12 protein-coding genes are annotated in these 12,889 nt (G+C 69.2%); 7 read left to right on the forward strand and 5 right to left on the reverse strand.

Annotated features, from left to right (window positions below):
- Positions 1–215 precede the first annotated feature (215 nt).
- Entirely contained in the window at positions 216–1,646 is a 1,431-nt protein-coding gene (locus IE198_RS22575) for a replication initiator (protein WP_189889432.1), read from the forward strand.
- A 178-nt stretch (positions 1,647–1,824) separates the two neighbouring features.
- Here the strand turns inward: IE198_RS22575 and IE198_RS22580 are convergent, their stop codons facing one another.
- The gene (locus IE198_RS22580) at positions 1,825–3,327 is read right to left on the reverse strand and encodes a recombinase family protein (protein ID WP_189889434.1); all 1,503 of its coding nucleotides are present in this window, start codon (positions 3,325–3,327) and stop codon (positions 1,825–1,827) included.
- Positions 3,328–3,349: 22 nt separating this feature from the next.
- Here IE198_RS22580 and IE198_RS22585 point away from each other — a divergent pair, with 22 nt between their 5' ends.
- Positions 3,350–3,814, forward strand: a complete 465-nt coding sequence (locus IE198_RS22585) for a GatB/YqeY domain-containing protein (RefSeq protein WP_189889436.1) — start codon at positions 3,350–3,352, stop codon at positions 3,812–3,814.
- 67 nt (positions 3,815–3,881) lie between these two features.
- On the opposite strand, the gene IE198_RS22590 is transcribed toward IE198_RS22585, so the two are convergent.
- The gene (locus tag IE198_RS22590) at positions 3,882–6,101 is read right to left on the reverse strand and encodes a transglycosylase domain-containing protein (RefSeq protein WP_189889438.1); all 2,220 of its coding nucleotides are present in this window, start codon (positions 6,099–6,101) and stop codon (positions 3,882–3,884) included.
- Between the two features lie 408 nt (positions 6,102–6,509).
- Between IE198_RS22590 and IE198_RS22595 the strand changes: the two genes are divergently transcribed.
- Positions 6,510–6,854 (forward strand): WhiB family transcriptional regulator, encoded by a 345-nt coding sequence (locus IE198_RS22595; RefSeq protein ID WP_050791514.1) that lies wholly within the window; start codon positions 6,510–6,512, stop codon positions 6,852–6,854.
- A gap of 194 nt (positions 6,855–7,048) precedes the next feature.
- Here the strand turns inward: IE198_RS22595 and bagB are convergent, their stop codons facing one another.
- Positions 7,049–8,398 (reverse strand): ATPase BagB, encoded by a 1,350-nt coding sequence (gene bagB, locus IE198_RS22600; protein WP_189889440.1) that lies wholly within the window; start codon positions 8,396–8,398, stop codon positions 7,049–7,051.
- A complete protein-coding gene (gene bagA, locus IE198_RS22605; RefSeq protein WP_189889442.1) occupies positions 8,395–9,357 on the reverse strand; it encodes an ATPase BagA in 963 nt (320 codons plus the stop codon). The genes bagB and bagA overlap by 4 nt, the downstream gene beginning before the upstream one ends.
- 117 nt (positions 9,358–9,474) lie before the next feature.
- On the opposite strand from bagA, the gene sp36 reads away from it, so the two are divergent.
- The 4 genes from sp36 (at position 9,475) to IE198_RS22625 (ending at position 11,942) form a co-directional block, all read left to right on the forward strand.
- Complete coding sequence (gene sp36 / locus IE198_RS22610) at positions 9,475–9,633, forward strand: Sp36 family protein (RefSeq protein WP_003991873.1); 159 nt, start codon at positions 9,475–9,477, stop codon at positions 9,631–9,633.
- Positions 9,630–10,106, forward strand: coding sequence for a RidA family protein (locus IE198_RS22615; RefSeq protein WP_189889444.1), 477 nt, complete (start codon positions 9,630–9,632; stop codon positions 10,104–10,106). The genes sp36 and IE198_RS22615 overlap by 4 nt, the downstream gene beginning before the upstream one ends.
- 133 nt (positions 10,107–10,239) lie before the next feature.
- Positions 10,240–11,106 (forward strand): NUDIX hydrolase, encoded by an 867-nt coding sequence (locus IE198_RS22620; RefSeq protein WP_189889446.1) that lies wholly within the window; start codon positions 10,240–10,242, stop codon positions 11,104–11,106.
- Positions 11,103–11,942, forward strand: a complete 840-nt coding sequence (locus IE198_RS22625; protein WP_189889448.1) for an MBL fold metallo-hydrolase — start codon at positions 11,103–11,105, stop codon at positions 11,940–11,942. Before IE198_RS22620 ends, IE198_RS22625 begins: the two co-directional genes overlap by 4 nt.
- A gap of 96 nt (positions 11,943–12,038) precedes the next feature.
- Here IE198_RS22625 and IE198_RS22630 read toward each other — a convergent pair whose 3' ends face one another.
- A complete protein-coding gene (locus IE198_RS22630; RefSeq protein WP_005314425.1) occupies positions 12,039–12,713 on the reverse strand; it encodes a Crp/Fnr family transcriptional regulator in 675 nt (224 codons plus the stop codon).
- Positions 12,714–12,889: the final 176 nt, after the last annotated feature.

Below are 12,889 nucleotides of genomic sequence, written 5' to 3' on the forward strand. Positions count from 1 at the left end.
GGGCGAGCGCTACCGCAGGACCCGGACCGGGCACCGGCGGCGGTGCCGCTGCTGCCGGGGCACCGGAACCATCCGCTGATCTGACCAGCGAGAAACGACCGACAGGAGATCGACGTGGATCGAGCCCACCCATCATCCATCCGTGCCGCTTCGGCGGCCCGACCGGGGAGGTCCCCACCATCACCGCCGACATCACCTCGGCTGACAGGCGCGCCGTGCTCGACCGTGCGGCGCGCCTGCGTCAGCTCACCGAAGTCGACCGAGACGTCATCCGCCGTGCGCATGCTCCCGAGTTCGCCCGCTGGCTGGAGCAGATCGGCGCTACGGGAGGCTGTGCTCACCCGATCCATCTCACAGGCTCGACAACCGTCCGGGACACCCACAGCGGCGAGATCCTGCATCACTACGGTACGAGTGCAGAGCCTGGCGAACGGCTCCTCGTCCGCTGCCGCAACCGGCGGGCCACCGTATGCGCGCCGTGCTCCCGCCTCCACGCCGGAGACACCTTCCAACTCGTGCGCGCAGGGCTCGTAGGGGGCAAGGCCGTTCCCACCGAGGTACGCAAACATCCGCGGCTCTTCGTCACTCTCACCGCCCCAAGCTTCGGCCCTGTGCACCGCATCACCGCTGAGACAGAACGCTGCCGCCCTCGGCGGTACGCCGCGCCTTGCGGGCACGGTCGCCCTACGCGCTGCCATGCCCGCCACACTGCGGCAGATCCCCTCGTCGGCCTGCCGCTGTGCTCCGACTGTTACGACTACTCGGGGCACGTCTTGTGGCATGCCCACACAGGGGAGCTTTGGGCGCGCTTCGCCCGCGGCGTCCGACGCGCTCTGGCTTCGGCTGCCGGGCTCGTACAAGCGGAGTTCCCCGAGCATGCGCGCCTCTCCTTCGCCAAGGTCGCCGAGTACCAACGACGGGCCGCCATCCATGTCCATGCCGTCGTGCGCCTGGACGGCCCGGCCGGTCCCAATGACTCGCCCCCACCATGGGCAACCGCCGACGCTGTTACCGCTTCCGTACGCGCTGCGGCGCAGGCAGCCACGATCCACAGCCCCTACAGCCCGGCGACCGGTGAACGGGCCATGCGGTGGGGCGCCCAGCTCGACGTCCGCCCGTTGCGTTCCTCCGCCGGCGATGAAGGACCCGCAGACGACGCGGTCGCCGCGTACGTGGCGAAGTACGTCACCAAGGGAGCGTCTGACACGGCCGCCGGCACTGACCACCGGCTCACCTGTCCCGACGACATCGAGACCGCGGTGGTCTCTCCGCACGTGCGGTCTCTCATGCGTGCCTGCTGGCGTCTTGGCGGCCTTCCGGAGTTCGCGCCTCTGCGGCTTCGGGCCTGGGCTCACACCCTCGGCTACCGGGGCCACATCCTCACCAAATCCCGCGCCTACTCCACCACCTACGCGACCCTGCGCGCTGAACGTGCCGCGCACGAACGAACTGCCGCTGGGATCGATCTGCCCGACGACTCCGGCACGACCACCGACGCCTACTGGCGTTACGTCGGCTCCGGCCACACGCCTGGGGCAGCCCTCATCGCTGCCGGGATCGCAGAGGACCTCGCGCTGAACCGCGAGATTGCATCCGCCGAGCTGAAGCGCACTGGGAGGTGGGGAACTGAGCACATCACGACGTGACATGGCGGGGGAGCGAGAGCGACACCTGGAGCGCGTCTGCTCCCGTTTCCCGAGGAAAATAAGCTCGGACAGCGCTCGGCGGCTGGCTCGTCTTCTCAGACCTCCCAGCGATGAACAGACCCGATAGCAAGATGGGGCCCGCTTGATCGCGGGCCCCATGCTGTCGTCTCGCCGGTCGTCAGAGCGGGTTCGGCTCGATGTCCACTCGCCCGAAGTCGAAGTACCTGCCCTTCGTGCTCGGCTCGTCGATGATCACAGCGTTGAACAGGAACCGCAGCACGGCGTTCATGCGGTCGTACTCCTTGGCCTCCACCAGCTTCGCCCAGTTCTTCCGGGCGTCCTGGCCGACCAGCCCCCGGAGAACCTCGACGGCCGGGCGGACGACCAGCTTGCGCTCGACCTTCGCGATGCGCTCCTCGACCGTCTTCTTCATGGCGCGGTATTCCTGGGTCTTCAGCTCGCGGCTGTTCCACATGTCCTTGAGCTCAGCCAGCTCTTCGCGGTCGGCGTGGATGGCCGCCTGGTCCTCCGGTGACAGTACGGCGGCTTCTTCCTGGCCGGTCACGTCCAGGCGTTCGAGCAGTTTGAGCGCAGCATCGGTCACGAACTGCTCCAGCGGTGCACTGCTGGCAGTCCGGTAGCAGCGCAGGGTGTCGGAACGTGCAGCGCGATTGCACATGTACTTGCCGCCGCTGCCGCCCATGCGGTTGCCGCACCCCTTGCAGACGACCAGTCCCCGAAGGATGTACGGATGCTTGGGCGCGCGCTGGCCCCAGCTTGCTGCGGTGCGGTAGCTGCGGCGCTCCTGCGCCTCGTCCCATGTGCCGCGGGGGATGATCGCCGGCCATTCCCCCTGGCCGAGCTCCTCCCCTCGAAACACCCGGATGCCCGCCACATGGCGGCTGTCCAGGATCGCTCGCACGTTGAAACTGTTCCATCCCCTGCCGAGTGCGGTCCGTTCCTCGCGCCGGTTGAGATCCACGGCTATGGCTGTGGTCGTCTCCCCGTCGAGGTAGCGGGAGAAAATCTCGCGCACGATCTCGGCCTCTGCGGCAATGATGGCCGTGCCGCTCCTGTCGTAGCCGTACCGCCGCTTGCCGGTGTGCGGCTTGCCGTCCTGGGCGCGGTCGATCAGTGCGTCTTTGAGTCGTCGGGAGGTGTCGTCGCTGGATCTGCAAGCGTGCGCCACTTCGATGCGCAGGAAGAACCGGTCGTCGGGGTCGGCAAGATCCCGTTGGTTCGCCTGACCGTGCAGGGTGATGCTGTGGTCGTCCGCGATCTGAAGAAGCTCCTCAAGGTCGCGCGGCTGCCTCATCAGCCGGTCCGGGTGGTAGGTGAGGATGTGCCGGATGCCTCTGGACCGTGCGGCATCGAGTAGGGCATCCCACCCCTTCCGCTTCCGGTTGCGCTGCCACGCCGATCGGTTGTTGTCCACGAAGACCAGGTGCTGATTCACCGTCACACCGAGCCGCTGCGCGATGTCACGGCAGATACGCTCTTGTCGGTCGACACCGGTTTGATCGTCGTCGTTCACGTGCGATATCCGGCAGTAGATCGCCGCCGGTTCCCCTGTCCAGTCGGTACGACTGCGCTTGTCCCGCTGAGACCCGGCAATCCGGGCCAGTCTGCGGAGCCGTTCCGAGTCATTGTTGACCTGCGAATCCTCGTTGACCGGGTCCATGAGAAAAGGCTATGAAGAAGTCATGACTACGCTCAAGTCCAAGCTGCAGGAAGACCTCACCGAGGCGATCAGGGCGCGCGACGAACTGCGCTCCGCCACGCTCCGGCTGACCCTCGCCGCGATCACCAAGGAGGAGGTCTCGGGCAAGAGCGCCCGTGAGCTCTCCGACGACGAGGTGCAGAAGGTGATCGCGAAGGAGGCGAAGAAGCGCCGCGAGGCCGCCGACGCGTTCGCCCAGGGAGGTCGCGCCGAGCAGGCCGAGCGCGAGAAGGCGGAGGGCGTGATCCTCGACGCGTACCTGCCGCAGCAGCTGACGGACGACGAGCTGCGCCAGATCGTGGCGCAGGCGGTCGAGGAGGCGATGGCCGCGGGTGCCGAGGGCCCGCGGGCGATGGGCGCCGTGATGAAGATCGTGAATCCTAAGGTGGCCGGCCGCGCCGAGGGCGGACGGGTGGCCGCCACGGTGAAGCAGTTGCTCGCAGGCTGACGCCGGAAGCAGAAGGGGGCGCCCCGGTCCACAGGACCCGGGGCGCCCCCTTTGCACCGGCCGACTTCTACGGCCAGGTGCCGCCGGTGGTGCCGCCGTTGCCCTGGCCGCGGTTGTTGCCACCGCCGATCAGGTCCGGCGGGATGGAGATGCCGGGCCACGGCTCCACGTCACCGGGCTTGCCGGGCTTCTCCTTGTCCTTCTCCTTGCCCTTGTCCTTCTGCGGGTCCGGGATGTACACGCTGTTGAACGGCGGGGCCGGCTGGCCGGCCAGCGCCCCTGTCATCGCGTCCTTCCAGATCGGACCCGGGACACCGCCGCCGAAGACCTTGGGGTGGTACTGGCCGCCGATGGTGATGTTCTCCATCTTCACCTGCTGGCTGGCGCTGCCGACCCAGACCGCGCCCGACATGTTCGGGGTGTAACCCACGAACCAGGCGTTGCGCCGCTCGTCCGTCGTACCGGTCTTGCCCGCGCTGTCACGGCTCTGCAGGCCGGCCTGCCGACCGGTACCGGAGTCGACCACTCCGCGCAGCAGCGTGTTGATGGTGTCGGCGGTCTTCTCCGACATCGCCCTCGTGCACTGCGTCTGCGGGACGGTCAGGCCCTTGCCGTCCGCCGTCGTGATCGACTCGATGGCCGTCGGCGTGCAGTAGGTGCCGCGGTTGGCGAAGGTCGCGTAGGCGCCGGCCATGTTCAGCGGCGCTATGCCGGTGGAGCCGAGGGTCAGTGCGGAGGGGACTTCGGGCAGCTGCTTGCCGCTGCCCTGCACCACGCCGAGCTTGTCGGCCGTCTCGAGGATGGGGCACATGCCGATCTCGGAGATCATCTGCACGAAGTAGGTGTTGACCGACTTCGCCATCGCCTCCTTGAGCGCGTACGGGCCGACCTCGGAGGTGTTCTCGTTCTCGAGCACCGCGCCGTCGGTGTTCACCCACGGCTTTCCGCTGCAGGAGGACACGGACTGCGGATACGGCATCTTGTACGGCGACGGGTAGACCTGTGTCGGCGGCTTGCCCTGCTCAAGGGCCGCCGTGGCCACGAACGGCTTGAAGGTCGAACCGACCGGGAAGCCGTAGTTCGAGCCGCCCATCCCCTTGTTGACGGAGTAGTTGATCTGGGTCTCGTTCTTGCCGAAGCCGTACGGCTTCGACTGCCCCATGGCCACGATCTTGCCCGTCCCCGGCTGGACCAGCGTCACCGCGGTGGCGACCTTGTCCGTCTGGTAGACGTGGTCCTTCATCGACTGCTGCGCGGCTTTCTGGGCCTGCGGGTCCAGTGTGGTCTTGATCGTCAGGCCGCCCTGGTTCCAGACCTTGACCCGGTCCTCCCTGGTCTTGCCGAAGACCGGGTCGGTCAGGAACACCTGGCGCACGTAGTCGCAGAAGAAGCCCGCGCCGTCGACGGCGGTGATGCAGCCGTTCTTGGGCTTGCTCACCTTCAGTTCGATCGGGGCGGCCTGGGCCCTGTCCGCCTCGGCCCGCGAGATGTCGCCGACGTCGGCCATGCGCTGCAGCACGATGTTGCGGCGCTTGGTCGCCTCTTCCGAGTCGTTGAGGGGGTCGAAGCGGCTCGGCGACTGGACGACGCCGGCGAGCAGTGCGGCCTCCTCCAGCTTCAGGTCCTTTGCGTGCTTGGAGAAGTAACGCTGGGACGCGGCCTCGACGCCGTACGCCTGCTGGCCGAAGAACGTGATGTTGAGGTAGTTCTCGAGGATCTTCTTCTTGCCGAGCTCCTCCTCGACCTGGATCGCGTACTTGAGTTCGCGGATCTTGCGGCCGAGGGTCTGCTGGGTGGCCTGGGCGACCTTGTCGGGGTCGTCGCCCGCTTCCTCGACGAACACGTTCTTCACGTACTGCTGGGTCAGCGTGGAGGCGCCTTCCGAGACGCCGCCCGTCTGCGCGTTCTTGTTCAGTGCGCGCAGCACACCCTTGAGGTCGATCGCGCCGTGCTCGTAGAAGCGGGCGTCCTCGATCGCGACGATCGCCTTCTGCATGAAGGGCGAGATCTCCTTGAGGGACACCACCGTGCGGTCACGGGAGTAGACGGTGGCGATCTGCCCGCCCTCGGAGTCGAGGATCGTGGTGCGCTGGCTCAGCGGCGGCGTCTTGAGGTTGGCGGGGATGGTGTCGAACCCCTCGACCGTCCCCTTTGCCGCCAGCCCCAGCGCACCGAAGGCGGGCAGGGCGATGCCTGCCAGCACTGCTCCGGAGAGCACGCTGACACCGAGGAACTTGGCGGCCTGCTGGGTCCCGGTCAGACCACCGCCCGAGCGCGTCTTTGGCATGAGGGCAGCCTACGTTCTCATTTGCCGGACAGGCGTAAAGGCCTTGGCCTAAGCTGCTCACAACTGTCACAGCAGTGCGGTTCTGCATCAAGCACTTGACACGACTCCTGCTGTACCCGAATCCGGCGGAGTCGTGCCCGTCGATCGTGTCCGAATCCGGGGCGTGTGTTGCGGTACGCCCCTTGTGGTCCAACTGAACTACCCCGCTTTGTCGGACTTGTTCGCTATGCCCTCAGGTCACTCCCCTGGGTGATCTGCCGCGTACGCATAGTCCGTTCGGGCCATTCAAGATTGGGCCCCAAGGGGGTGTTGCGCTGTGCCCACCTTCCGTAACGTCCTCAACTGGCAGCGGTGAATATGCCGCTGCCGCCGTGGGGGAGCCTCGATTCGGGAGAGGACGGCGCCGGCATGGGCTGGGTAACCGACTGGAGTGCGCAGGCAGCCTGCCGCACGACGGATCCGGATGAACTGTTCGTACAAGGGGCAGCGCAGAACAGGGCCAAGGCGGTGTGCACGGGATGCCCGGTGCGTACCGAGTGCCTGGCCGACGCGCTCGACAACCGCGTCGAGTTCGGCGTATGGGGCGGGATGACCGAGCGGGAGCGGCGCGCACTGCTGCGCAGGCGCCCCACCGTCACCTCCTGGCGCCGTCTGCTTGAGACCGCACGCACGGAATACGAGCGCAGCGCGGGAATCCTTCCCGTCGCCCTCGACGACGACGAGACCTACGAGGCGTACGCGGCAGTCGGCTGACGTCGCCCGGCGAGTCCCGGTCCGGGTCGGGGTCGCCCTCGACTCGAGGGCCCAGGGCGGCGAGCGGTCGCAACGGCGTGCGCCCCGGGTGGGCGAGGCACGCCTGACGACCGTCCGCGCCCGTGCGTACGGGGCGCGTGTACGACGTCGGGTCGCGCCCCAGCAGGCGCGCGCCTTCGACGTCGCTGGTGCGGCTAAGCCGCCCCGGCCCGCGCGCTCCCGCCCGTCGCGAGGCGGTCGCCGATGGTGCGCAGGCCGGTGAGGTCGTGCACATCGCCGGGGAGTGCGGGCACTTCGGCCACCGCCACTTCCGGGTGGAGGGCGGTGAAACGGTCACGGGTGCGCTGCTCGCGTGCGAGTACCTGCATCCGTTCGGCATGCAGACGCAGCAGACCCGCGGTCATCTGCTGCGTGGTCTGTCCCGCGGCTGCGACGCTCTGCTGCTCTGCGGATGCCTCGGGGACTTGCGTTACCACTTCCGGCGCGCCGGCCGCGGGTCGGTCGGCTGCCGGTCGAGCTTCGGGGGAGCGACCCGCGGACGGCGATTCGGGAGAGACGGCCGCGGTGTCACGAACACCAGTCTTCCCGGGCCACTGATCCACAATGCCGGCTTCGTCAAGATTTTCCGCGGCTGCCAGCGCCCGCTCCGCGGACAGCCGCGCCGCCCCGCTGCCGTGCACACGGTTGAGCACCAGACCGGCCAGCGGCATGTCCTCCGCCGCCAGCCGCTCCACGAAGTACGCCGCCTCCCGCAACGCGTCGCGCTCTGGCGCCGCGACCACCAAGAACGCCGTCCCCGGGGCCTGCAGCAGCCGGTACGTCGCGTCCGCCCGGGTACGGAACCCGCCGAACATGGTGTCCATCGCGGCAACGAACGTCTGTACATCACGCAGCAGTTGGCCGCCCAGGAGCTTGCCCAGCGTGCCCGTCATCATCGACATGCCGACGTTGAGGAACTTCATCCCCGCCCGGCCGCCCATCTTCGCCGGGGTCATCAGCAGCTTGATGAACTTGCCGTCGAGGAACGAGCCCAGGCGCTTCGGCGCGTCCAGGAAGTCCAGCGCCGAGCGCGACGGCGGGGTGTCGACGACGATCAGGTCCCACTCGTCCCGCGCCCGCAGCTGGCCCAGCTTCTCCATGGCCATGTACTCCTGCGTGCCCGCGAAGCCGGCGGACAGGGACTGGTAGAAGGGGTTCCCCAGGATGGCGCGGGCACGCTCCGCGTCCGCGTGCGCCTCGACGATCTCGTCGAAGGTCCGCTTCATGTCGAGCATCATGGCGTGCAGTTGGCCGTCGCCCTTGATTCCCTCGACCCTGCGCGGGGTGTTGTCCAGGGAGTCGATGCCCATGGACTGCGCGAGCCGCCGGGCCGGGTCGATGGTGAGGACGACCACCTTGCGTCCGCGCTCTGCCGCCCGTACGCCGAGGGCCGCGGCCGTGGTCGTCTTGCCGACGCCCCCGGCGCCGCAGCACACGATGATGCGCGTGGCCGGGTCCTCGATGAGCGGGTCGACCTCGAGCCGGGCCGACGAGTCCAGGGTCATGAGCCCGCCCCTTGCTTACGCAGTTCCTTGGCCAGTTGGTAGAGGCCCGACAGGTCCACGCCCTCGGTCAGCATGGGGAGTTCGTACGCGCCCAGCTCCAGGACGTTCAGCGCCCTGCGCTGCTCCCGTTCCAGCTCCACACGCTGCGCGTGCTCGGCCGCCTGTTCCAGCAGCGGTGTGACGAGCGCTGCCCCACCGGACACACCGGCCGCCGTGAGGGCCTTGGTGATGGCCTCCCGCCGGCCGTTCTCCGCGTCGCGCACCGCGTCCTCGTCGAGGAGGTGCGGGCGGACCATGTTCACGATGGCATTGCCCACCGGGAGGCCCGCGGCACGCAGTTCGGCGACGCCGTCCGCGGTCTCCTGGACCGGCATCTCCTCCAGCAGGGTCACCAGGTGGACGGCCGTCTCCGGGGACTTGAGCACCCGCATCACCGCCTGCGCCTGATTGTGTATCGGACCGATCCTCGCCAGGCCCGCCACCTCGTCGTTGACGTTCAGGAAGCGGGTGATGCGGCCGGTGGGCGGGGCGTCCATGACCACGTAGTCGTAGACGAACCGCCCTTGTTTGTCCCGGCGGCGGACGGCCTCGCAAGCCTTGCCGGTCAACAGCACGTCACGGACGCCCGGCGCGATCGTCGTCGCGAAGTCGATGGCACCGATCTTCTTCAGGGCGCGGCCGGCGCCGCCGAGCTTGTAGAACATCTGGAGATAGTCGAGGAGGGCCCGCTCGGCGTCGATGGCCAGTGCGAACACCTCGCCACCGCCGGAGGAGACGGCGATCTTGCGCTCCTCGTAAGGAAGAGCCTCCGTCTCGAAAAGCTGGGCGATGCCCTGCCTGCCCTCGACCTCGACGAGAAGAGTCCGCTTTCCCTCGGTCGCGAGGGCGAGCGCGAGTGCGGCGGCAACCGTGGTCTTACCGGTCCCGCCCTTGCCGCTGACGACCTGGAGCCTGCTCACGTATTCGAGCCTAACCAGTCGCACCCCGCCCTACGCACGAGGCTGCCTGCGGGCTGCGTCACGTATGCGTCGGGCTGGGTCACGAAGCATGCCGGGGCTGCGGCTACAGTCGGCTCCATGACCAAGTGGGAATACGCGACCGTGCCCCTTCTCGTGCACGCGACGAAGCAGATTCTGGACACCTGGGGCGAGGACGGCTGGGAGCTCGTCCAGGTCGTGCCCGGGCCCAACAACCCCGAGCAGTTGGTGGCCTACCTGAAGCGGGAGAAGCAGTGAGCGGCGCCATCGAGGGCAAGCTCGCCGAACTCGGCCTGCGGCTTCCCGAGGTCGTGCCGCCGCTGGCCGCCTACCAGCCGGCGGTGGTCTCCGGCGCGTACGTGTACACAGCGGGCCAGCTCCCGATGGTGGAGGGCAAGCTTCCGGTGACCGGCAAGGTCGGGGCCGAGGTCACCCCCGAGGAGGCCAAAGAGCTCGCCCGCACCTGCGCGCTGAACGCCCTGGCGGCCGTGAAGTCGGTCGCCGGCGACCTGGACCGTATCGCACGTGTGGTGAAGGTCGTCGGATTCGTGGCGTCCGCCTCCGACTTCACCGGCCAGCCCGCGGTCCTCAACGGTGCGAGTGAACTGCTCGGTGAGCTGCTCGGTGACAAGGGAGTGCACGCGCGCAGCGCGGTCGGTGTCGCGGTGCTGCCGCTGGACGCTCCGGTCGAGATCGAGATCCAGGTGGAACTCGTCCAGGACGGAAGCTGACCGAGCGCCCGTCCACGTCTCCACGGCCCCGTGCCCGTCGGCTTCCCGGCGGGCACGGGGCCGTTGCCGTCGAGGCCCGGCACCGGAAAGGCGGCTCTCGAACATCGGCGCGGAAGCGCATAGCATCCGCCCCATGTCCAATGGTCAGTGGTACCCGCCGGAATGGCCCGACCGCATCCGCGCCCTGGCGAGCGGTGAGCTCACCGCCGTGGCCCCCAGGCGTGCCGCCACGGTGATGCTGCTGCGCGACACCACCCACGGCACCGTCGTCCACATGCTGCGCCGACGCGCCTCCATGGCCTTCGCCGGAGGCGCGTACGCGTACCCGGGCGGTGGTGTGGACCCCCGCGACGACCGGCCGGTGCGCTGGGCGGGCCCCTCGCTGGACACCTGGGCGGAGCGCCTCGGCGTCGACGACACCGCGTCCGCCCAGGCCATCGTGTGCGCGGCCGTACGCGAGACGTTCGAGGAGGCCGGTGTCCTGCTGGCCGGCCCCACCCATGACACGGTCGTCGGCGACACGACGGGCGACGACTGGGAGGCCGACCGTCAGGCCTTGGTCGACAGGGGCCTGTCGTTCGCCGACTTCCTGGACCGCAGGGGGCTGGCGCTCCGTTCCGACCTGCTGGGCGCGTGGGCGCGCTGGATCACGCCGGAGTTCGAGCCGCGCCGGTACGACACCTGGTTCTTCGTGGCTGCCCTCCCCGAGGGCCAGCGCACCCGCAACGTCTCCACAGAGGCCGAGACCACCGTCTGGACCAGCCCCGCCGACGCCGTGGCCGGGTACGACAAGGGCGACCTGCTGATGATGCCGCCGACCGTCGCGACGCTCCGCACTCTCCAGCCGTACGCGACGGCTGCGCAGGTCCTGGAGGCGGCGGCGGGCCAGGACCTCACCCCGGTCCTGGCCGAGGCCCGGCTGGAGAACGAGGAGATCGTCCTGAGCTGGCCGGGCCACGACGAGTTCACCAAGCACGTCCCCACCGGAGGCCCGCGATGACCGACGCCGCCACTCTGCCGGGACAGCCCCGCGGCGGTGCGCTGTCGGGGCCCGCCACCGCCCGCGCCGTGAACGTCCTCGCCCCCAACCCGTCCGCGATGACCCTCGACGGCACCAACACCTGGATCGTCTCCGAGCCGGACTCCGACCTCGCGGTCGTCATCGACCCCGGGCCGCTCGACGACGGCCACCTGCGTGCCGTGATCGACACAGCGGAACGGGCGGGCAAACGGATCGCCCTCACCCTGCTCACCCATGGCCACCCCGACCACGCCGAAGGCGCGTCGCGTCTCGCCGAGCTGACCCGTACGAACGTCCGGGCACTCGACCCGGCGCTGCGGCTCGGCGACGAGGGGCTCGCCCCCGGCGACGTGATCACCACGGGCGGTCTCGAGATGCGGGTCGTCGCCACGCCCGGCCACACCGGGGACTCGCTCAGCTTTCACCTGCCCGCGGACCGGGCCGTGCTCACGGGCGACACGATTCTCGGCCGCGGCACGACCGTCGTCGCGCACCCCGACGGACGGCTCGGCGATTACCTCGACTCGCTCCGGCGGCTGCGCTCGCTCACCGTCGACGACGGCATCCACGTCGTGCTGCCGGGCCACGGACCGGTGCTCGACGACGCCCAGGGCGCCGTCGAGTTCTACCTCGCGCACCGCGCGAGCCGCCTGGCGCAGGTGGAGACGGCGGTCGAGAACGGCTGCACCACGGCCTCCGAGGTCGTGGCGAAGGTGTACGCGGAGGTGGACCGGTCCCTGTGGCCGGCCGCCGAGCTCTCCGTACGGGCCCAGCTCGAATACCTGCGGGAACACGGACTCATCGGTCCTGGCTAGGCCCGTCCGGCCGTCACGGACACGTGGCATGACGTGGGGCCGCCCGCATCGTGCGGGCGGCTCTCGGCGTCGTACAGGCCGTGTGGGCCTGTGGCGTCAGCGGGAACGCTTGGCCAGACGCTCCACGTCCAGCAGGATCACCGCACGCGCCTCGAGCCGCAGCCAGCCGCGCTGCGCGAAGTCGGCCAGCGCCTTGTTCACGGTCTCGCGGGAGGCGCCGACCAACTGGGCCAGCTCTTCCTGGGTGAGGTCGTGGACGACGTGGATGCCCTCCTCGGACTGCACACCGAAACGGCGCGACAGGTCGAGGAGCGCACGGGCGACACGGCCCGGGACGTCGGAGAAGACCAGGTCGGACATCTGGTCGTTGGTCTTGCGGAGCCGGCGTGCGACCGCGCGCAGCAGCGCCGTGGCGACCTCGGGCCGGACGTTCAGCCAGGGCTGGAGGTCACCGTGGCCGAGCCCGAGCAGCTTGACCTCGGTCAGCGCGGTGGCGGTCGCGGTGCGCGGGCCCGGGTCGAAGAGGGACAGCTCGCCGATCAGCTCGCCGGGGCCGAGGACCGCCAGCATGTTCTCGCGGCCGTCGGGGGAGGTGCGGTGGAGCTTGACCTTGCCTTCGGTGACCACGTAGAGGCGGTCGCCCGGTTCGCCCTCGTGGAAGAGCGCGTCGCCGCGGGCGAGCGTCGCTTCACTCATCGAGGCGCGGAGCTCCGCGGCCTGCTCGTCATCGAGCGCCGCGAAGAGCGGGGCGCGCCGCAGAACGTCGTCCACGAGTTCTCTCCTTGTCGACCTGCTCAGGGGACGTTGGTCCCATGATGCCGGACTGTGCTGTGCCGGCCTGGGGACACTGTGCCCCGTGGGGCTCCGCCGGGGCAGGGACCCCGGTGGTAAACAATCGTGCGATCAATCACAACAAGTTTGACGCACTGACGCGTGTCTCCCTACGG

Source organism: Streptomyces xantholiticus (genome assembly GCF_014651015.1).
Lineage (GTDB): Bacteria > Actinomycetota > Actinomycetes > Streptomycetales > Streptomycetaceae > Streptomyces > Streptomyces xantholiticus.

Bases quoted from the DNA above. Each gene is read 5' to 3' on its own strand.
- IE198_RS22620 (WP_189889446.1), top strand. From the start codon at position 10,240: ATGTCCAATGGTCAGTGGTACCCGCCGGAATGGCCCGACCGCATCCGC.
- IE198_RS22590 (WP_189889438.1), bottom strand. From the start codon at position 6,101: ATGCCAAAGACGCGCTCGGGCGGTGGTCTGACCGGGACCCAGCAGGCC.
- bagB (WP_189889440.1), bottom strand. From the start codon at position 8,398: ATGACCCTGGACTCGTCGGCCCGGCTCGAGGTCGACCCGCTCATCGAG.
- IE198_RS22585 (WP_189889436.1), top strand. From the start codon at position 3,350: ATGACTACGCTCAAGTCCAAGCTGCAGGAAGACCTCACCGAGGCGATC.
- IE198_RS22625 (WP_189889448.1), top strand. From the start codon at position 11,103: ATGACCGACGCCGCCACTCTGCCGGGACAGCCCCGCGGCGGTGCGCTG.
- IE198_RS22580 (WP_189889434.1), bottom strand. From the start codon at position 3,327: ATGGACCCGGTCAACGAGGATTCGCAGGTCAACAATGACTCGGAACGG.
- IE198_RS22595 (WP_050791514.1), top strand. From the start codon at position 6,510: ATGGGCTGGGTAACCGACTGGAGTGCGCAGGCAGCCTGCCGCACGACG.
- sp36 (WP_003991873.1), top strand. From the start codon at position 9,475: ATGACCAAGTGGGAATACGCGACCGTGCCCCTTCTCGTGCACGCGACG.